This window comes from Hydrogenispora ethanolica (genome assembly GCF_004340685.1).
GTDB lineage: Bacteria > Bacillota > UBA4882 > UBA8346 > UBA8346 > Hydrogenispora > Hydrogenispora ethanolica.
In genome coordinates this window covers 78,595-97,588 of sequence record NZ_SLUN01000001.1, presented here as the reverse complement: position 1 = coordinate 97,588, position 18,994 = coordinate 78,595, and the positions used below count along the sequence as shown (strand labels likewise).

The window sequence follows — 18,994 nt, the reverse complement described above, 5'->3', positions numbered from 1 at the left end:
CAGAAGCTTCAAGAGCGTGTTTTCGTTCGAGAGAATTATCAATAGCAGCTGGAGGCGATCATTCATGGCTTGGCCGTATTGCACGAACTTTGGAAAGAAGAACGCCGGCAATTGTACCGGCAAGGATTGTCCGGGGCAAATAGGTAGCGTTTGCGATGGAATCTTAGATCAAGAAAGCAAAAGGGGGAACCTTGCTTTATTGGCATTTTCGTAACTGTGTAGGACGAAGAGAACAGTCGAAACATGAACACTAGCGCATGGATTAATACATGAATATCAAATAGACAGAAGGAGTGAAGAATCATGGCATTCGATCTGAATAAACCGGCGGATACACAGACTATCGCCGCCGGACCCGGAGACATCCGGGAAAATTTCCGGGCCTTGAAGGAGGACCGGATCGTCGACGCCCAAAAGGTGGCGGGACTCAGCCCCGGCAACGCCAGCGGGAATATCCCCGTATCCAACGGTACGCTCAATACGAACCTCAACGCCGACAAGCTGGACGGCAACGACGCCAGCGCCTTCGCTGCGGCGGGCCATACCCACGGGACGGCCACCAGCTCCAGCAACGGCCTGATGTCCAATACCGACAAGGCGAAATTGGACGGCATCGCCGCCGGCGCGGAGGTCAACCAGAACGCCTTCGGCAACGTCAAGGTGGGGACGACCACGATTCAGGCCGATTCGAAGAGCGACACGCTGGAGCTGGCGGCGGGGACCGGGATCACCTTGACCCCCGACGCCACCAACGACAAGGTAACCGTCGCCGTCACTCAGGACGGCCACAGCCACGCCGCGGCCACCACCTCCACCGCCGGCTTCATGGCGGCGGCGGACAAGAGCAAGCTGGACGGCGTCGCCGCCGGCGCGCAGGTCAACCAGAACGCCTTCGCCAATGTGGTGGCCGGCGGGGCGACGATCCAGGCCGACGGCGTCACCGACACCCTGACCATCAACGCCGGCGCGGGGATCACGATCAGCGGCGACGCCACCAATGACGCCCTGACTATCGCCCTTACCGCCAATGGCCATAGCCACTCCGAAGCGACCACCTCGGCCGGCGGCTTCATGTCGGCCGCCGACAAGAGCAAGCTGGGCGGCATCGCCGCCGGCGCGCAGGCCAACCAGAACGCTTTCAGCAACATCCTGGTGGGCAGCACCACGGTGAGCGCCGACGGGCCTACGGATACGCTGGAGATCGTGGCCGGGACCGGGATTACCCTGACTCCCGATGCCACTAATGACCGGCTGACCATCGCCGGCCATTCCAACGCCAACGACCCCACGGCCGACCAGAAAGCCGCCCTGGCCGGGACGAGCGGGACGCCGGCCAGTACGAATAGGTATGTGACCAATAGCGATCCGCGGTTGAGTGATGCGCGGCCGGCGAATGGGGGAAGTGCAGCAACAGCCACCAAGCTCCAGACAGCTAGGACAATTAACGGCGTCGCTTTCGATGGCAGCGCCAACATCACGGTAACAGCTGTAGCAAATGGTGGTACTTCAACGGCTTGCTCTGGGAATGCAGCCACTGCCACGAAGCTTGCCATCGCCAGAACGATCAACGGCGTACCCTTTGATGGCAGCGCTAATATTACTGTCACACAGGTGAATGGCAAAACGATTGCCACCACCGATCAACTTCTTGCTGAACAGAATGTTAATAGCAATGGATCACTTCAGACTGACAAAGGGTTGGGTGCTGCTACTTCTTTCGGCTCTGTTGATATTACAACCGGAAGTGGAAATATTGCTAACTATTTATTTCACACAATAAAAGGAGTATCGGCAGGAACATATTCGTTAGCTGCCCTTATTGAACAGCTCGTTCAAAAATCCCATTCCCACACGTTAGAAAAGGTCCTTAGTAACTGCAACTGCAATTGCCAGTGCGATTGTTATAGTGATTGCTAACAAAGGGGGCATGGAAATGCCGATTCTTAAGTATTATTTAATATTTGACAGAAAGTGTAATCTATCTTGCGTTTATTGTGCCCAGGGAAAAGATAAGACTCATTGCAGGGTTTGCGAAAAAATTGCTCCAAAGAAAGTGGCCCAATATTTCCCTGAGCCGAATGGAGTGCGATATAAAGTAGTATTTTATGGTGGGGAGGCGTTTATATACTTTGACTATATGATGGAGATTGCTCGGGAGATTAAACAGAGAAATCCCTTTGCAGAACTGGGTGTAGCAACGAATGGAACACTCTTAACGCTTGAGAGAGCCAAATTATTAAACGAAATAGGAATAACATTGATAATGTCCCACGATGCTTATGCTTTTGAAGAAACAAGAGGAGTTCCAGATTTTTTAAAGTACAACCCTGAACCATTTTTAGCGGTGAACGATAAGAAAATTGTTTCTACCATTTCGGTTAAAAATTGGAATTATTATCAGATATGGGACTACTTCGAAAACTTTCGGGTAAAACATGGCCTAACGAAAAGAATCATGATCAAGTTTTGTCATCTCAAAGACATTGATGGATATACGGATACTTCTCTAATGCTTTATCAGCACAAAGAATGGGAAGCCATGCTGGATAAGGCTATGCACAACTTAGAAATTACGATACGGGATGGTACTTTTGATTCCTATGAATATGACAGGTATCAATTCATAATCGGTAAAATATATTCTCGAATGATTAAAACGGAATTGGCTGCATGGTGTGGAACGGAAGATGATTTTTTGAATATCGATGTCGAAGGGAATCTTTACGATTGTCACAATTGTCATAATCCGGTAGGCCATATAACAACAGGTCCAATTAAGATAATGAATTCATTTAAAGATACAGAAGAATGTCAAAGATGCCCAATTCTAAAAATATGCGGCGGTGGCTGCATTAAAGCTGTCTCTGAAAAACGAAAATATTTTTGTTATGTGATGTTACAGGAATATACCAAGCTTTTAAACATGTTACAAAGAGTTGTGGATTATAAGAATATCCAAGGAGGAGTTTTACAATGAGCAATATTTCATTTTCTAAGAAATACCCTTATGACGGAATGAATGAAGAGTATTACTTAATTGTACAAGAAAATGCCGATTCGGTAATTTTTGAACTATGCCAAAAATCAGCCTTGGCTTGTGATTTCAATAATTCAAGGTTTGAGGGGGTTTTCCAGGGGAAAGACAGCATGGAAAAGGAACAGTTTGCATTGGAAAAAGTTCTTAGTGATAAACAAGTTGTATCGCAATTAACTATTAACCTTCAAGAATTGTTTCAAAGCATGACTACTTTTTGTATCTACAAGAACATAAAAAAGGAATTAGTCCCTCCAATAAGGGCATCCGTATCAAGGGATAGCGATACTATGGAAAGATCGAACTACCGAATAAGTGATGGGGAAGTTCCATTGGCATATCTATATTTTCATGAGCAGCCGAGCGAATATTTGATTATCTGTCATATTCCAGTGGTACCGGAAAACTATGATCAGGAACGTTCTCATTTCAATGCGGTTTCGGAATATATTATGGAAAAGTTTCCCGACTATAAAGGTAAGCTTAATATTATAGATGCCAAAAGGAAACTATTATGCGAAATTGATCCCAATGAGAGCTTGTCAGCGATAGAAGCTCAACTTGATTTGCTGAGTTTAATGGTATTTCGCATTATTGAAACAATACCCGAACCAAAAAAGTATTTTGCAGATTTTGAGGATTTCAGGAAAACATTCGACCAGACCAGTGTTTTAACGGTAAAATCGATGGATAAATGCCTGAAAGAAATGACTGGGATCAAAAAGTTAATTCGAACGCTTCAAGAGGAGTATTACGAAAAGAAGGATAAACTATGAAAATACACACAGTCTATATCAACCTGGGAAGCAACTGCAATTTCAATTGCCTGTATTGCATACAACACAATGCGATTAACAGCGAGATAAAAGCGAACGATAGATTTGATGCTATTAAAGAATTCATCTTGATGAACGATATCAAACGTTTTTTGCTTTGGGGCGGTGAACCGTTAATTTATTGGGAAGTCATCAAAGAATTGGTTCAATATATCGAATTTGCGAAACCCAAAGCCAAAATAGTCATTGTAACCAATGGCAGTCTTTTAACTGAAGAAAAAGTTGATTTTTTTAACGAGCATTCCATTGGAATCGGCTTGAGCCATGATGGCCCTGTTACGGAAATTAGTAGGGGAAAAAACGTTCTACACGACAAAGCGAGACTCGATTGTTTCATGAAATTAAAGGAGAAGAGTATTTCTTGTGTTGTTTCTGCGCTGAATCAGGATATTTATAGTGTTTATGAGTACTTTGACTCATTATTTGGAGAGTATGGCCAATCTATCGATATCAATCTTGATTGGTTAATAGATCACGACCAGTCACAACTGCTTAATGAGTTTGACTTCAAGAAGCTTGAGCAAACTCTGGATAGATTTATGCAGCGATTCAGGGAGGAAGCCACAAAAGAACAGCCGTGTTCGCGAGAATTCAGTTATTTGCTGCAACGCCTTAGAATGGTTCAAAAAGCAGTGGCACAACCTCAATCTTTAAACTACCCGATCTGTGGCGTAATGTATGATACTCTTAACATAGATCTTTGGGGTAACGTATTACTTTGTCATAATTCGGATACAGTCATTGGGAGTATTTACAATATCGCCGAAGCAGAAGAAAATTTTTTAAAAAACTATAATTATAACCTACAAGATCCAAAATGCCAACAATGTGAAAAGTTTATTGTTTGCAGGGGCGGCTGTCCGCTACAATCAATACAATCAAAAAAACTGACATGTCGAATTAATAAAATGATTTACGGAAAACTCCTTACTGCTCTATATGAAATTGATAGGGAGTGGAAGGGAAAAGAAAGGAGGAAGATTTAAATATACTTGTGATTTACCGATCAAGGACGCCCGAGAACTAGTAAGTGCATTGAAATAGGACCATAAACAAAGTTTTTAGAATAAATAAACGTAAATTATGAAAGCCACCCGTTAATCGGTGGTTTTTTGATTGGAGAGATAACGTTACAGCAATACCAAGTATATCGCCAAGGTCTGTCTACATTCGAGACGTACTTAGGTTTTGAAGGAATTAGATCATTTCGCCCAAAAACTAAAGGATTTGAGCCCGGCAACGCTAACGCAGTATTGTACCCAACGGCAACTTCAACGTCAATCTAAACGCCGAGAAGCTCGGCGGCTACTGAGGTTCATCTTAGGTAAACGACAAATAATTAGAAGTGCCTGTTGAAAAAATGATTATCCCAAAGGAGGTACCCCAACCATGCTCCCCATCCAAGACCTGCTTCTCAGCCCGGGCCCGAACCGCCCGGGCGATTTGATCCGTCCCCGGCGGATCATCATCCACCGCACCGGCAATCCGGGGACCACGGCGCTGCAGAACCGGAACTATTTCGAGAGCCTGAACCATCCGCCCAAGGCGGGCCAGATCTATGCCTCGGCCCATTACATCGTCGACGGGACGGCGATCGTCCGCTGCATCCCCGAGAACGAGCGGGCCCATCATTGCCGGGGCGCCAATTTCGACGGCATCGGCATTGAGGCGTGCGAGCCGCTGAATGAGGCGATCTACCGGAATGTGCTGGCCCTGATCGTCGACATCTGCCGGCGGCGCGGCTTTCAGCCGACGCCTGACTTCATCCAGCCCCATTCCAAGTTCGAACCGGTCAACCGGCGCTTTGACCCCTATTTCTGGGGGGATTTCCGGAACGGCAAGGCCAATCCGGGCCGGGATCTCTGCGATCCCTTCGTTTTCTACGCCGACTTGGGCAAGGCCTTCGCGGCCCCGGGTGGGAGCCTGTCATGAGACAGTTGCTGTGGGGGATCTGCATCGGCGTCCTGGGGACCGCGCTGGCGGGGGCGGTCTATCTCCGGCCGCAGCCCAAGGCGGCCGGGATTCAGCCGGCCGGTCCCGCGGCGCAGCTGCGGCTCCGCAGTGAGCAACAGGGAACGCTGGCCGGAAAAGGGGCCTTGCCGCAAGCGGCTCGGGTTCCCGCTCCGGACGGCTCAGGGCAGCCCGTCGTCCGGCCGGTCGAAGTGCCGGTCCGCGGGACCTTAAAGACCCGGTTGCGGGACGAGCGCACCGGAACCACCCTGGCCGAAGTGGAGCGGCCCATCGCCGGAACCACCGCCGTGCGGCTGGGGCCGGAAGAGATCGCGGTCAGCACCCAATTTGAGGATACGGCGGAGATCGCCGTCCGATTGCCGGAGCGCCCCTGGTCGGTCAGCCTGGGGCCGGACGGCGCCGAGCTCAAGTGGACCCGGCGGCTGGGGGATCGCTGCTTCCTCAGCCTCGGCGCGGAGCGGGAGTTCGGCGAGGGCTGGCGGGCCAAGCTCCGGGTCGGGGTGGAGTTTTAGTGCTTGGTTTCGGGGTCGGTCAGCGGCAGCTGAAAGATGACCTCCTTGATCTGGTCCAGAGGCACCGTCTCTCGCACCTCATCGGTCCCGGCGATCTCCACGATATACTCGGGAGTCCCGCCGGTGTGCAACACCCCCACCACCGTGCCCTCGCTCCCGTCGATCAAGCGGATCATATCCATCGGATGAATCTCCTGATTCTGCATCACGGCACCGTCTTTCCAAAAATTCACTCGCGGCTTGGCAAGGACCGGGCTTTTTCGCCGGCCATGACCCCGCGCAGCGCGGCAATACTGAGTATAGTGTAACCCATCCCGGCCAAAATAGACCGCGCCGGAGGTCAAATGGGCGGAAACAATGATCCAATGCAGGAAGAAAGTGTTTCTAAAGCGGCGCCGGGATGCGGCCGATGTTAGGGATGCAACCTGCGGAAACGATATGAATCCGGTGGTTTAGAAGCGTTGTGATAACCCTGCCCGAAGGTCAGGGTTATCACAAAAGCTCAGAAAAGCAAGTGATAAAGTCATTTAAATCTTTTTGCAAGCTGACTTTCGTTTCGAAAGACTTTATCACATGGCTTTTAGTGGATGAATTCCCATCTATTCCTTGCGGATGAAGTTGCCCCCGGGAATCAATTGTCAAATGATGGAGGAATAGTTTTGAACTGCCCAACCGCGAAGACCGAACATGATCCCATCCCCAAGAGCTTGCTTGAGGCGGAACTTATCTTTAAGATCGGCCAAATGAAAACCTTTATGGACAAAGCCGCCGACATTGATGAAAAAGTCAAGGACGAGATCCTTAGCGCCATTCAACATTTATACCAGGCCAAAAAGCTGTTGATCATCGAGAAAGTGCATTGACGGCGACGGCACGGGAGAATTAGGAGAAGATAAAAAGCTCCAAAGATTCCGTTAGGTATGGACGCCGATGCCCCATTCCCTCGCAAGAGGGAATTTTGCTGGAAAATGGACAATTTATGAAAACAAAAGAGCAAACAAAAAAGATCCGCCACGGCGGATCTTTATTTTTTTAACTGGAGCTGGTGATGGGATTCGAACCCGCAACCTGCGGTTTACGATACCGCTGCTCTGCCATTGAGCTACACCAGCATTTGAAATGGGGTCAAAGGTGTTTTTGGTTTTGCGCCTTCCTATTTTACCATAGGCGGCGGTTAAAAATCAACCGTCGTTCTTACGGAAGCTCCATGAAAAAACTTCCGGTCCTCCCGGAAGTCGACTTTGACATTGTTGGAGCGGGCGACGGGATTCGAACCCGCGGTCCTCGGCTTGGGAAGCCGATGCTCTACCACTGAGCCACACCCGCAACGTAGATATATTATAACCAATAACCGCCCAAAAATCAAGCGGCAATGGCCAGGAAAGTTATGCCGGAACGGCAGAGTGCCGGAAAAAGCGTCAGAAGTTGGCAAGGAACCCCGTCCCGGGGGCGGATAAATATTTCGTTAAAACCATGAAAAAGCCGCGGCCCCGAAAAAGGATTTTCAGTCCGAGAGTCGAATCATGAGGACGAAAGACATATTTCTTGCAAAAGAAAATATGAATTACCGAAAACAATAGGAGGTGCCCTATGAGTTACAAGATTAGCGACGAGTGTATCGCCTGCGGCGCTTGCCAGTCCGAGTGTCCGGTCGAGGCTATCAGCGAAGGCGATGTTTACACCATTGATGCTGGCAAATGCATTGACTGTGGCGCTTGCGCTGGCGTTTGCCCGGTAGGCGCTCCAAAGCCGGAGTAAGAAAAGACAGGACTTAGGTCCGAGTCAACCCGGCCGAAAGCGATTTTACGTTGAACGCCAAAAAAACCCCCTCGGTGCGCCGGGGGGGTTTTATACTAGAGTATCAGCGGCGCGGCCAGGTCGGAGACGGCTTCGTCGATCGCTTTCTCCTCGACGTACTCGGCGATCAGCCGGTGGACCGTCTCGGTCATCGAGACCCGCTCATAAAAGGCGAGATGCCGGAATTTCTCGTACAGTTCGGCGTCGATCCGGATATGGAGATCCTTTTTAGGGGGCGACGGCTTCCCATTCGTATTCATACCCAAAGTCTCTCCCGCAGATCATACTTTTATACGGGAAGGGGAATGGTCATTCCGCCGCCGGCTATTCCAGGATCGAACCGACGATTTGGTTGACCAGCTTGCCGTCGGCTTTTCCTTTGACCTTGGGCATCAGGGCCGCCATTACTTTGCCCATCTCCCGTTTAGAAGTGGCGCCGACTGCGGCGATAGTCTCGGTCACGATCTGCCGGACCTCCTCCTCGGAGAGTTGGGCGGGGAGATATTCCTGGAGGATCGCCAGCTCCTGGCGGAGACTCTCCACAATGTCGCCGCGACCCGCTTTTTCATATTCGGGGATAGAGTCGGTGCGCTGTTTGGCCTCTTTGGCCAGAACCTCGATGAGTTCCTCGTCGGAGAGCTGGTGGCCGCGGGCGATCTCCGCGTTCATCATCGCCGCCTTGGCCAGCCGCACGACGGAGAGCCGGACCGCCTCCTTGCTCTTCATGGCGTTTTTCAAATCGTCTTGCAGTTTTTCTCTCAGGGTCATGAATCATTCCTCCGCTTCGATACATCCAGCGAAAGCGTTGTCCCCGCCGGGGCGCTCCCGCTGTGGGGCTACATTCGTAGACCAATTCGCGATTGGGATTGTAAATCCTGCCATTGGCCGATCATTTGGAGCATGAGTAGTCTATGCGGCCGGGCCGCCGCCGGGCAATGTCCGGCGGTCATAATGAAAAGGGGCGGATCGATTCCGCCCCGGGCGAGTGGTTTTCCCGCCGTCACGGCAGCCTGAGGATGGGCTGCGAAAAGTTACAGTGCAAAGGAATGCTTGCCGATCCGTTGAATGATCCGGCGGGTCCAGACATAGGAAGGGCCTTTCACTTTGGCCGCGTTGAAGAAGAACAGCGCGCCGCCGGAAGGATCCCAGCCGCTTATCGCGTCCCGGGCGGCCTTGCGGCAACTGGGAGTCGGAGTCCGGTTAATCTGGCCGTTGCTAACCGACTCAAAGGCATGGGGCTGATAAACCACGCCGGCGATGGTCTTGGGAAACTTCGAGCTCTGGATGCGGTTCAGGATCACCGCGCCCACCGCCACCTGGCCGGTATAGGGCTCGGCTTCGGCCTCGGCCCGGATGACCCGCGCCAGCAGCTCGGTGTCGCCGCTTGCCCGGGAAGGTGCCGGCTGAGCCTGCACGGCCCAGACTCCCAGCATCAGCCCACCGATCAGAAACGGGATCAGCAGCAAACGGCCTGTTTTGAGATTGCGATTCATTCCAACACTCCCTTATGCAGAAATCGCCGGTCCAGGCGGCAACGGTTGGGGACGACCCCGGCAAATTGCCGCGTATTCTCCTGGCGGCTGCGATGGGGCGTCGCTTCGGAAGCGTTCCGAGGCGAACTTCGCGCCATCGATATATTTCTGCTCCGGAAGGGAGACGTTTATGCATCGGTTCCGGCGGCGGCGACCGGGGCCAGGAGCGTTTCCTCCGGCGCCGGAATGCGGCTGAGTCCCTCCAGTAGCCGGGCGAATGTATTCTGGCTGGGCAGGAAGACATATTGGAAACGGATCCCGCTGCCCGGGATCAGGAATTCGAAATGGATCAACAGCTGATCCAGATTGAAGACCTTGGCCGAATAAGCGAGCGACCGGGCCGGATCATTCACCCGGGCGGGTGGGGAAAACCACCAGTTGAGGGCGGTTTTCTCCGACATCGCCCGCCAAAAGGAGTTGGCCATGATGTGGATCATCTCCGCCAGGACCGAGACCTCCAGCCGGTCCAGGGGCTTGCCGGACTTGCGTTTCGCGCCGAGCATCCGTTCGATGATGAGGAACGCGTCCCGCTCGCGCATCAAGGTATAAATTTCCCCGGAGATGTCGCCGGAGAAACGGAGATGAAAGCCCAGATTGTCCTGGTAATACAGGCGGATCCGGTCCAGCAGGACCGAGACCGGAAGGAATGACAGGCAATTCAGCTGAATGTCCGAGCTGGTGCCCAAAAAATCCCGCAATGAAGCGACCGCGCCGGTGGCGCCGGCCTGCGCAATCTCAAAGAGCTCCTTCAGTTCCTGCTGCGGGAGGACCACCGCCTGGCCGATGGTATCCCGGTTTTGCTCGATGGCGATGTAGGCCATGCTCGATTCTCCTTCGTGAGATTGGTTTTTTTGGATTCTTTTTACAAACAAAGATTCGGGATGGGCCGCGGAATTCCTTTATCGAAAGTCCCCGAAAAACGAGGTATATTAACGGTTTGCGGCAATTTTCGCGGCGATTCGCCGGATCCGTCCGATAAACAGTTGAAAAGAGGGATCCCATTGGGACAAACGGATTTTGAAACGATCGCCGCCAAGCTCCGGGGAGCGCTGGGGAGTCCGGCCGAGCTCCACCGGGTCAGCCCCTTGAATTGGTGTCATTCGCCACTGGAGGTCCTGCTGGCGACGGTACTGACCCAGGCGACGAACGACACTAATGCGCTGCGGGCTTGGCGAAACTTTACGGCGCGTTTTCCCGAACCGGAAATGGCGTTGGAGGTTCCGCCGGAGGAGTTGGCGGAGGTGATTCGCCCGGCGGGACTGGCGGCGCAGCGGGCGGCGGCCATTCGCAGTATTCTGGAAGGAGTGCGGGAGCGATTCGGCCGGTTCTCCCTGGACGATCTGGCGGACGACCCGGCGGCGGCCTGGCAGTTTTTGACCGGGCTGCCGGGAGTGGGGCCGAAGACCGCCGCCTGCGTGATGCTGTTCGGCATGGGACAGCCGATCTTCCCGGTCGACACCCATATCCACCGGGTGGCCGGCCGGCTGGGCTGGGCGGCACCATCCTTGGACCCGGGCAAGATGCAACGGCTGCTGTCGGAACAGGTTCCGGTCCCGCTTCAGGCCGAACTGCACATTTTACTGCTGAATTTGGGCCGTCGCTATTGCCGGCCGCATCAGCCCGCCTGCGCCTCCTGCCCGTTGCAAGCCGATTGCCCGGCGGCTAAAAACTTTACATAACGTTACAATTATGCTATAATCGGAGTCCTGCGCCATGCTGCCCGCGTAGTGCGGGTGGTTTGTCGCGGGCGAATGATCCGCTTAGCAATGACGAGGATGATTTTGAATATAAAACAGAAAGGAGCGAGCCGAAATGAAAAAGTTCGCCTGGATTGCCGTGGTTGCCGGCTTGGTTGCAACGTTCGGCAGTTTGACTGCATCTGAGAATCGAACGATCGCGGCGACCGCGCCGAGCCGCGCGGCGGTGGTGGGTGAAGCGACCCGGCTCGCCGCCGATCTGGAACGGGCCGAGGAGCGGCTGGCCACGGCCGGCCCGGCCGGGGTGAAGATTTACAGCCCCGGGGCCACCGGCCAATTGCTCGGCAAATACCAAGCACTCGCCGCCAAGCTAGCCTATTTGCAGGGCGGGGTGGCGGAGGCGGCGGCCCCGGGTTGGGGAGGCTATACGTTCAGCGGCCCGGGCGGAAGCTACGACCCGTCCGAGGTGGCGCGCGCGGTGCGGGAGATCGCGCCGGCGCTGCCCGGACAATTTTTGCGAGGATTGCACATCTTTTTGTTGCCGGAAGTGATCCCCGAGGTCAGCGGACTGGGAGGTCCCGGCTACACCGTATTAGGCGGTCAGGCCGACCCCGAGAACCTGAGCGGCGAATCGCTCCGGGTCACGCTCTATCATGAGCTCGGACACAGCGTCCATATGAGCTATATGGACCGCAACCGGCCCTCGGGCCTGCGGCGCTGGGATTCCTATCTCAGGCTGCGCGGCGGAGTCTGGCATGGCCCCGGCGCGGTGAATACCGCCGGCTGGAGCGCTTCCAGCGAGGAGACCTTTGCCGAGGATTTCCGGATGCTGTTCGGCAAGGACCAGCCGTTCTACGGCGACATCCGCCTGGGCGACCCGCGTCGCGATCCGGCGCAGGCGGCGGCGGTCAAGCGCTTTATGCAGGGCCTGGCCGTATCGGCCCCGCAGATCGGCTACCAATCGCCCTGGCTCCCAAAGGAACTGGCCTTCTGGCAGTTCCAGCCTTGGCTCATCGCCGGCCTCTGGGCGATGCTGGCCGCGGGCCTGTTGGCCCTGAGGCCGGAGCCCGCCCGGCTGGAAACGGAGCGGGCGCTGTCCAATTTAACGGAGTCATGAGATACAAGGAGAGGTTGTCCTCTGACGGGACGGCCTCACCTTGTATCTCATATACTTATAAAATCGGTCATCGGCCGGCTTCATTCCTTCAACACGACAATGTCGATGCGGCGGTTCTTGGCGCGATGGGCCTCGGTGTCATTGGGCGCTATCGGCTTGAACTCGGAGTTGCCGGCCGGCGTGAGACGCCTGGGATCCAGCTGGCATTGCTCGATCAGGTAGACCACGATATTGGTCGCCCGCTTGGTGGAAAGCTCCCAATTGGACGGGAATTGTACGGTCTTGATGGGCCGGTTGTCGGTGTGCCCTTGGATCAGAGTCTCCCGGTCCAGCTCCTTCAGGAATAGGCCGAGTTTATTCAGGATTTCCTTGGCTGAGTCCTTAATCTCGGCGCTGCCGCTGTCAAAAAAGATCACCGAATCCACCCGAAGCGTGATCGCGTTCTTCTCCTCGATCACCTTGATCGACCCTTCCAATTGCTGCGCCTTGATGGACTCCTTGATCTTCAGGAGCGCCTTGTCGATGGGGATCGGACGCTTTTGGAACGACTGCCGCGGCAGCGACTGGTTCTGGGTGATCAGGGCCAAAAGGTCTCTACCCGTGTGGGTATCGAAACTTTCGCCCGCGCCGACGAAGGTGTTGCGCAGCGCATTGGCGATCTGTATGAATTTCTGCTGGTCGATAGCTGCCATGGAGAACAGCAGGATAAAGAAGGTCAACAGCAGGGTGACCAGATCGCTATAGGTGGTCATCCATTCGGGCGCGCCTTCGGGCGACTCTTCTTCGGCTGAACTCCGCTTGCGCTTGCTCAAATCGTCATTCTCTCCTTTGCGTCAGGGTGAGCGGGGAGGCAGAGGGCCTTCGCCGCTACTCGGCGGCAACCGTGTCGCCGACCGCGGAAGAGGACTGCTCCGGCCGGGGCCGCTCTTTCCACTTCTGGTATTCCGCCTTTTGGGAGGGGGAGAGGAAGTTCAGCATTTTTTTCTCGATCATCCGGGGGTTGGAGCCGCTTTCAAGCGCCAGAACCGCTTCGAGTATCATCTCTTTCAGTTGGATCTCCTCTTTGCTCTTGATCGCCAGCTTGTTGGCGATGGGCAGGCAGATAAAATTGGCCAGGATGCTGCCGTAAAAGGTCGTGACGAGGGCCACGGCCATCGCCGGGCCGATCTTGGAGGGATCGTCCAGCGAGCGCAGCAGATTGATCAGTCCGATCAGCGTTCCAATCATGCCCCAGGCCGGGAACATGCTGCCGAGCGTTTTAAACAGCGCTTGTCCCTTGGCGTGCCGGGCTTTCAGGCTGTCCAGTTCGGCCAGCATGGAGTCGCGGATCGATTCGGGCTCGTCGCCGTCGATGACTAGTTCGAGCGGGTTTTTGAGAAAAGCATCGTTCATCTGCTCGATTTCGGGTTCGAGCGACAGGAGCCCCTCCTGACGGGCTTTATTGGCCAGATGGAGCAGGAACTCCATGGTGACGAAGACGGAATCCTGGCGATGGGTGAAGGCGTTGGCGACGACTTTGCTGATCTTGGCGATCTCGCCGAGGCGGTAGCTGATCAAAGTCGAAGCCAGGCCGCCGCCGAGCACGATGAATAACGACGGCAGGTCCCAGAAAGCCCGGGGGCTCCCGCCGCTGGCCAGACCATACCCGATACAGATGAGACCGGCAAAGATGCCGATGAGGGTTGCAATGTCCATGTTACCTCCATAATCAATCCTGGAATGCCGCCTCCGGCGGAAAAATTGCCGGTTGGAACAACGAGAACATTTCATAAATGGAATATTAGCAGGTATAACCCATTTAAATAATTATCGGCAGATTGTCGGGTGTTTTGAAGGGTTAAATCGCATGACGCCGGATTTATCCGGTGAAATCTCCGCAATTCCCGCTCTGGCTGCCGCTGAAGCGCTCTTAGCGGCCATGGCGTTTTGTTCCGGTGTTGAAAAAAGCTGCCCTGGTTGGAGAGCAGCTTTTTGGTCGCTATAGGAAGCTTTGGGATGGCGTTCAATAACCGACATTCAACCATTCGCGTTGCAGCCAGCCGCTCTTGGGAAAGGTCTCGGCGAATAGCCGGCGCAGTTCTTCCGGAGCGCCGTCCCTAATAAAACGGTAGTCTTCCGTGGTTTTGTTGGCGATCCAACAGAGCGAGCCCAGATTGGTGACCTTGCCCGGCGCGATTTCGAACGGGGGCAACGGAATCCGGGCCTTGCTGGTCAATTGGGACCAGCCGCTGCTGCCGGTGGCCTTGAAAGAGAGTTTTTCAATGACGTAAAGACCGGGTTCGGGATTGCGTACGCCGAAGAAGCCGTGGGGTTCGGTTTGTACGTGATACAGCTTTTGGGTGGCTTCATTCCGCAGATTCATAAAGACGCTGACCTTCTGGGTGCCATTGACAGTGGTCCCGGTAGAGGTATCGGCCCAGCCTTCCGCCTGCAGGGTCAGCCTGCCAATGAGCAGCGAATCGCCGGGTTTCGAGGGATCGGCCAGGCTACAGCCGGCCAACGCTAACGCCAGGAAGAGCAGGGTGGCGATAAACCTTAGTTTGGAAACGTTCTTCATTTCGCACCTCCTTAATGATGAAAGGATTGATTCTAAATAATTCCATATTATGATATAAATTTCCTTTTTAAGGAAGGAATTTTCCGAGAAGGGTTGAGCCCGCTTTTTCAATGCTGTGGAACCGGCACTGCCAAAATCCAGAAATTTTCCGGCAAACCGGTCGATATCTTGCCAAAACTGGCAGGATTTTTCGGCAAATTTCGCGAAAAACCGATCAAAAATTCGCGACCATTAGGGCGGCTTTCGGGGTGAGCGGCGGATGGCGGAGCGGAGCTATGATCAGGTATTTTTGCGCTTTGCGGAGCTGATCAATCAGAATATGCGGCGGGAACTGGACATTCGGGACCGGGCCATTGCCGAGCTGCGGGAGCAGCTGCATCTGGCCCATGCCCGGCTGGATGAGGCGCTGGGCGTCATCCAGGCGTTTCAGGATAAGTTGGCGGAGTACGAGAAGGTTGGGCCGCCGGCTGCCGATCCGTCCGCTCCCGCCGCGGGGCCTCGGCCGGCCCGGAATAGTTATGTCGGGATGAGCGTGCTGATCGATAATTACAACCGGGTCGTAGCTCAGCCGGAATTGGAGAATGATTTCCGCGACAAATACGGCCCGATCCGCTTTGAGGTGGCCAACCGCCGCGACCGGCGGCTCGATCCGGAGTTGGCTCCGGTCTTTGCCAAAGGCGGCGGCGATTATTGGGGGATCGCCACCAAGACCCCCAACCATGTGCTGATTGTCCCCGGCTTCGGGCTGGACTATGATGAAGAGCTGCTCCGCGCCGGGGCGATGGGTGAAGTCTTCCGGGTCGACGGCTACCGGCCCGGCGCGGGCCGCGTCCGGCTGCGCCTGATCCGGCCGGCGGTGATGTTGTTCGCCGAGGAGCGCTGGGAACTGAGCGAGCCGGGAGAGCTCCGGCTGGAGGAGGCTTCGTCCCCGGCGGACGAAGCCGGATGAGCGGGCGGTGGAAGCCGGATGGAATAGCTTGCCCCGCTTAGATATGGAAGGAGGCGTTTGGGGATGAAACTGCTCCAACTGCAAGAAAGATTGCGCGATTTCGGAGTGCTGATCAGCTTTTCGGGACGTTTTTCGCAAGGAATCATCGAGGAACTGGGCGAAGCGATCAAAGAATACATGGAGGCCGACGAACGGCCCAAAAACGACATCTATAACGTCTTTGCCGTCTTCATCGAACAGACCCAGAATATCAAGAACTACGCCACCCGCAAGGAAGGCTGCCCCCAATTCGAACGGATCGTCAACTCGGGGATCGTCTGTATCGGTAAGAACAGCCAGGGCTACGTGGTCTGGGCCGGCAATCTGGTGGAGAACCGGGATCTTCCGGCGCTCTCGGCCAGGCTCGAGTCCATCGTCCGGCTGAGCAAGGAGGAGCTGAAAAAGCTCTACAAAGAGCAGCTCAAAAAGGAGCTGCCCGCCGAGAGCGGCGGGGCCGGCATCGGGCTAATCGAGATCGCCCGCAAGGCCGGGGCGCCGCTGGAATACTCCATCGAGCCGATCGATCCCGAATTCTCCTTTTACGAGTTGAAAGTCATCATATAGGGGGGAACATCATGGAAAAGCTCTTTATCGAACAGACCAAAGGCACTCCCCAGATCGACTTCGACCCCGACCGCAACGAGCTGCGGATCAAAGGGCAGTCCTATCCGGAGAACGCTTTCAAATTTTACGAGCCGGTGCTGGAGTGGGTAGATCAGTATCTGACCGTGGCCGACGGGCTGATAATGCTGCGGATTGAGTTCAGCATGCCCTACATCAACACCAGCAGTTCCAAATGCATCATGATGCTCATCGAAAAGCTGGAACAGGCCTACCTGCACGGCCACAAGATCGTTGTCCACTGGTATTACGATCCCGAGAACGAGAGCAGCCTGGAATGCGCCGAGGAGTTTAAGGAAGACTTGCAGCTGCCCTTCGAGATTATTCCTGCCTAACTCCCCGGGAGCCTGCGGTCGGCGCGGAAACGGCCGGCCCGATCAACGACAGAAAGCGGACGGACCGATGCTGAAAATGATGCGCGCCCCCCGGCGCCCTGCCGAGCCGGGTCCGGCGGAACTGTTTGACAACGGCACCTGGAAAGTGGTCATCCTGGCCAGCGCCATCATTGGACTGGCGGTAGTGCTCACCGGGACGCTCAGCTCCATCATTGCCGAGCGTGCGCTGGTGCAAAAGCTGAAATCCAAAGACCTACTGTATATCGCCGAATCGATCACCGCCAAGATCAACGGCCGGATCGAACGCGCCAAGGAGACCGCCTTGCTATTAGCCCGCGACCCGGGGCTCAACCAGTGGGTGGCCGGCCGCGAACAGGACCGGCGGCTGGGCGAGGCGGCCCGGACCAAACTGGCCGACGTGGCCGAGAATTACGACTATGACAATTCCTTTGTGGTCAGCGCGGTCACCGGCCATTACTGGGATGAGAAGGGCCGGATCATCGACACCATGAATCCCGAGGATCCCGACGACTCCTGGTTCTTTGCCACGCTGGCCGCCGGGCGGCCGGTGTCGATTGTGATCGACTCCAATAACGAGCGGGGCAGCACCTTTGTATTTGTCAACGCCTTGATGGGCGATGTCGCCCGGCCGAGCGGCATCAGCGGTGTGGGTCTGGACCTGCGGGACATCAGCCGCGAGTTCCAGAGCTACAAATTCGGCAGCCGGAGTAACCTGTGGCTGGTGGACCGGACCGGCCGGATTTATATCTCCGAGGATACCGAGCACCTGAATCGGAATATCGGGCGGCTGCTGCCGGCGGGGATCCGCCGTCGGGTGCTGGACCGATCCGGCGCGGACGGGGCCGGTGGCACGGTCCTTTCCTACCGTAACGACGCGGGGCTACTCTACGATTTGATCACCCTGCCGATCCGTTCGGCCGACTGGAAGCTGGTCTTTCAGATCCCGCGGCGCGAAAGCATCGCCATCGCCGCTTCGATCAAGTTTCATACCGCTCTGGCCGGTTTGATCATGCTGGTGTTGATCGTACTCCTATTTTACTGGGTGTCGCGGAAGATCGCCGACCCTTATCAGCGGGCGGTCCGGCTCAGTAAGGAGCTGGAGGCCAAGGTGGCCGAGCGTACCCGGGAACTGGACGAGCAGAACCGCCGGATGAAGGAGAGCATCGAATACGCCCGGATCATCCAGGAATCGATCCTGCCCAGCCCGGCCGAGCTGGCGGAGCATTTGGGAGAGCATTTTCTGATCTGGCGCCCCCGCGACCTGGTGAGCGGCGATTTTTACTGGGTCAAGCGGCTAGACCGGGGCGTGCTCCTGGCAGTGGGCGATTGTGCCGGCCATGGAGTGCCCGGCGCGCTATTGACCATGACGGTCCATTCGATCCTGAATCAGATCGTGGCCGACCGCGACACGGCCGGGGATCCCGCCTTGATCCTCGCGGAGTTGGACCGGGTGTTCGAGGCGACAATGCGCCGGGGCGACGCCGCTCCGAGCGGCGCGGGATTGGATATCGGCCTGGTCTACCTGGGTGAAAGCGAAGTATTGTTCGCCGGGGCCAGGACCGTCCTTTACCTCCGCACCGCCGCGGGATTGCAGATGGTGAAGGGCAATCCCCGCAGCATCGGGCAGCTCCGCCGGTCCGGAACTTCCTATCAGAATCAGCGCCTGGCCCGGGAAAGCGGGGCCATTCTCTATTTGGGCAGTGACGGCCTGATGGACCAGAATGGCGGCGAGCGCGATCTGCCTTATGGCAGGAAACGTCTAGTGGCGCTAGTGGATGAGTACTATTCCGAGCCGCTGGAACGGCAGGGGCAACAGATCGAAGCGGAGCTTCGCCGCTATATGGACGGCCGGGAGCAACGGGACGATATCACGCTGGTCGGGGTGAGACTCTAACGCGGATTTCGCCGGGCCGCACGATGCGCTTGCGGTGAGGCTCCGGCCGGGGAGCGGACGCCTTGGCTGGCGAATCGAACGA

The 18,994-nt window shown here is 55.2% G+C and carries 24 protein-coding genes and 2 tRNA genes; 15 read left to right on the top strand and 11 right to left on the bottom strand.

The features are described 5' to 3' along the window. The first annotated feature begins 303 nt into the window (after positions 1-303). The 6 genes from EDC14_RS00435 (at position 304) to EDC14_RS00410 (ending at position 6,353) form a co-directional block, all read left to right on the top strand. Positions 304-1,917, top strand: coding sequence for a hypothetical protein (locus EDC14_RS00435; protein ID WP_132012210.1), 1,614 nt, complete (start codon positions 304-306; stop codon positions 1,915-1,917). A gap of 16 nt (positions 1,918-1,933) precedes the next feature. Next, complete coding sequence (locus EDC14_RS00430; RefSeq protein ID WP_165907678.1) at positions 1,934-2,977, top strand: radical SAM/SPASM domain-containing protein; 1,044 nt, start codon at positions 1,934-1,936, stop codon at positions 2,975-2,977. Next, positions 2,974-3,810 carry a hypothetical protein gene (locus EDC14_RS00425; protein WP_132012208.1) on the top strand — a complete coding sequence of 279 codons (837 nt, stop codon included), beginning with the start codon at positions 2,974-2,976 and terminating at the stop codon, positions 3,808-3,810. The genes EDC14_RS00430 and EDC14_RS00425 overlap by 4 nt, the downstream gene beginning before the upstream one ends. Beyond that, positions 3,807-4,856 carry a radical SAM/SPASM domain-containing protein gene (locus EDC14_RS00420; RefSeq protein WP_132012207.1) on the top strand — a complete coding sequence of 350 codons (1,050 nt, stop codon included), beginning with the start codon at positions 3,807-3,809 and terminating at the stop codon, positions 4,854-4,856. The genes EDC14_RS00425 and EDC14_RS00420 overlap by 4 nt, the downstream gene beginning before the upstream one ends. Before the next feature lie 403 nt (positions 4,857-5,259). Continuing rightward, positions 5,260-5,802 (top strand): peptidoglycan recognition protein family protein, encoded by a 543-nt coding sequence (locus tag EDC14_RS00415; protein WP_132012206.1) that lies wholly within the window; start codon positions 5,260-5,262, stop codon positions 5,800-5,802. Further along, a complete protein-coding gene (locus EDC14_RS00410) occupies positions 5,799-6,353 on the top strand; it encodes a hypothetical protein (RefSeq protein ID WP_132012205.1) in 555 nt (184 codons plus the stop codon). The genes EDC14_RS00415 and EDC14_RS00410 overlap by 4 nt, the downstream gene beginning before the upstream one ends. Here the strand turns inward: EDC14_RS00410 and EDC14_RS00405 are convergent. Next, positions 6,350-6,535: a hypothetical protein gene (locus tag EDC14_RS00405; protein ID WP_132012204.1), complete on the bottom strand. Its 186-nt coding sequence runs from the start codon at positions 6,533-6,535 to the stop codon at positions 6,350-6,352. The genes EDC14_RS00410 and EDC14_RS00405 overlap by 4 nt on opposite strands. Before the next feature lie 477 nt (positions 6,536-7,012). Between EDC14_RS00405 and EDC14_RS00400 the strand changes: the two genes are divergently transcribed. Continuing rightward, positions 7,013-7,216, top strand: coding sequence for a hypothetical protein (locus EDC14_RS00400; protein WP_132012203.1), 204 nt, complete (start codon positions 7,013-7,015; stop codon positions 7,214-7,216). Between the two features lie 174 nt (positions 7,217-7,390). On the opposite strand, the gene EDC14_RS00395 is transcribed toward EDC14_RS00400, so the two are convergent. Further along, positions 7,391-7,465, bottom strand: a tRNA-Thr gene (locus EDC14_RS00395). Positions 7,466-7,604: 139 nt separating this feature from the next. Continuing rightward, positions 7,605-7,679, bottom strand: a tRNA-Gly gene (locus EDC14_RS00390). Positions 7,680-7,943: 264 nt separating this feature from the next. Here EDC14_RS00390 and EDC14_RS00385 point away from each other — a divergent pair. Further along, complete coding sequence (locus tag EDC14_RS00385) at positions 7,944-8,111, top strand: DUF362 domain-containing protein (protein WP_132012202.1); 168 nt, start codon at positions 7,944-7,946, stop codon at positions 8,109-8,111. 95 nt (positions 8,112-8,206) lie between these two features. Here EDC14_RS00385 and EDC14_RS00380 read toward each other — a convergent pair whose 3' ends face one another. From EDC14_RS00380 to EDC14_RS00365, 5 genes are all read right to left on the bottom strand, one after another. Then, entirely contained in the window at positions 8,207-8,410 is a 204-nt protein-coding gene (locus tag EDC14_RS00380; protein ID WP_132012201.1) for a hypothetical protein, read from the bottom strand. 64 nt (positions 8,411-8,474) lie between these two features. Continuing rightward, complete coding sequence (locus EDC14_RS00375; protein WP_132012200.1) at positions 8,475-8,918, bottom strand: GatB/YqeY domain-containing protein; 444 nt, start codon at positions 8,916-8,918, stop codon at positions 8,475-8,477. A 263-nt stretch (positions 8,919-9,181) separates the two neighbouring features. Continuing rightward, positions 9,182-9,643: a cell wall hydrolase gene (locus tag EDC14_RS00370; RefSeq protein ID WP_132012199.1), complete on the bottom strand. Its 462-nt coding sequence runs from the start codon at positions 9,641-9,643 to the stop codon at positions 9,182-9,184. Then, positions 9,640-9,780 (bottom strand): hypothetical protein, encoded by a 141-nt coding sequence (locus EDC14_RS26490; protein ID WP_165907677.1) that lies wholly within the window; start codon positions 9,778-9,780, stop codon positions 9,640-9,642. Before EDC14_RS26490 ends, EDC14_RS00370 begins: the two co-directional genes overlap by 4 nt. Positions 9,781-9,810: 30 nt before the next feature. Then, entirely contained in the window at positions 9,811-10,503 is a 693-nt protein-coding gene (locus tag EDC14_RS00365; protein ID WP_132012198.1) for a chemotaxis protein CheC, read from the bottom strand. A gap of 180 nt (positions 10,504-10,683) precedes the next feature. Here EDC14_RS00365 and EDC14_RS00360 point away from each other — a divergent pair, with 180 nt between their 5' ends. Further along, on the top strand, positions 10,684-11,361 hold the full coding sequence (locus EDC14_RS00360; RefSeq protein ID WP_165907676.1) for an endonuclease III domain-containing protein: 678 nt from the start codon (positions 10,684-10,686) through the stop codon (positions 11,359-11,361). Positions 11,362-11,494: 133 nt separating this feature from the next. Continuing rightward, entirely contained in the window at positions 11,495-12,496 is a 1,002-nt protein-coding gene (locus EDC14_RS00355; RefSeq protein WP_132012196.1) for a DUF2268 domain-containing putative Zn-dependent protease, read from the top strand. Between the two features lie 80 nt (positions 12,497-12,576). On the opposite strand, the gene EDC14_RS00350 is transcribed toward EDC14_RS00355, so the two are convergent. Next, positions 12,577-13,308: a flagellar motor protein MotB gene (locus EDC14_RS00350; RefSeq protein ID WP_132012195.1), complete on the bottom strand. Its 732-nt coding sequence runs from the start codon at positions 13,306-13,308 to the stop codon at positions 12,577-12,579. 55 nt (positions 13,309-13,363) lie between these two features. Further along, positions 13,364-14,191, bottom strand: coding sequence for a motility protein A (locus EDC14_RS00345; RefSeq protein ID WP_132012194.1), 828 nt, complete (start codon positions 14,189-14,191; stop codon positions 13,364-13,366). Positions 14,192-14,243: 52 nt separating this feature from the next. Here EDC14_RS00345 and EDC14_RS00340 point away from each other — a divergent pair, with 52 nt between their 5' ends. After that, positions 14,244-14,480 carry a hypothetical protein gene (locus EDC14_RS00340; protein ID WP_132012193.1) on the top strand — a complete coding sequence of 79 codons (237 nt, stop codon included), beginning with the start codon at positions 14,244-14,246 and terminating at the stop codon, positions 14,478-14,480. A gap of 18 nt (positions 14,481-14,498) precedes the next feature. Here the strand turns inward: EDC14_RS00340 and EDC14_RS00335 are convergent, their stop codons facing one another. After that, complete coding sequence (locus tag EDC14_RS00335) at positions 14,499-15,053, bottom strand: hypothetical protein (protein ID WP_132012192.1); 555 nt, start codon at positions 15,051-15,053, stop codon at positions 14,499-14,501. Positions 15,054-15,312: 259 nt separating this feature from the next. Here EDC14_RS00335 and EDC14_RS00330 point away from each other — a divergent pair, with 259 nt between their 5' ends. The 4 genes from EDC14_RS00330 (at position 15,313) to EDC14_RS00315 (ending at position 18,912) form a co-directional block, all read left to right on the top strand. After that, entirely contained in the window at positions 15,313-16,002 is a 690-nt protein-coding gene (locus EDC14_RS00330; RefSeq protein WP_132012191.1) for a hypothetical protein, read from the top strand. A 63-nt stretch (positions 16,003-16,065) separates the two neighbouring features. Then, complete coding sequence (locus tag EDC14_RS00325) at positions 16,066-16,605, top strand: SiaB family protein kinase (protein WP_132012190.1); 540 nt, start codon at positions 16,066-16,068, stop codon at positions 16,603-16,605. Positions 16,606-16,616: 11 nt separating this feature from the next. Continuing rightward, entirely contained in the window at positions 16,617-16,997 is a 381-nt protein-coding gene (locus tag EDC14_RS00320) for a DUF1987 domain-containing protein (protein ID WP_132012189.1), read from the top strand. Positions 16,998-17,064: 67 nt separating this feature from the next. Then, positions 17,065-18,912, top strand: a complete 1,848-nt coding sequence (locus EDC14_RS00315) for a SpoIIE family protein phosphatase (protein WP_132012188.1) — start codon at positions 17,065-17,067, stop codon at positions 18,910-18,912. Positions 18,913-18,994: the final 82 nt, after the last annotated feature.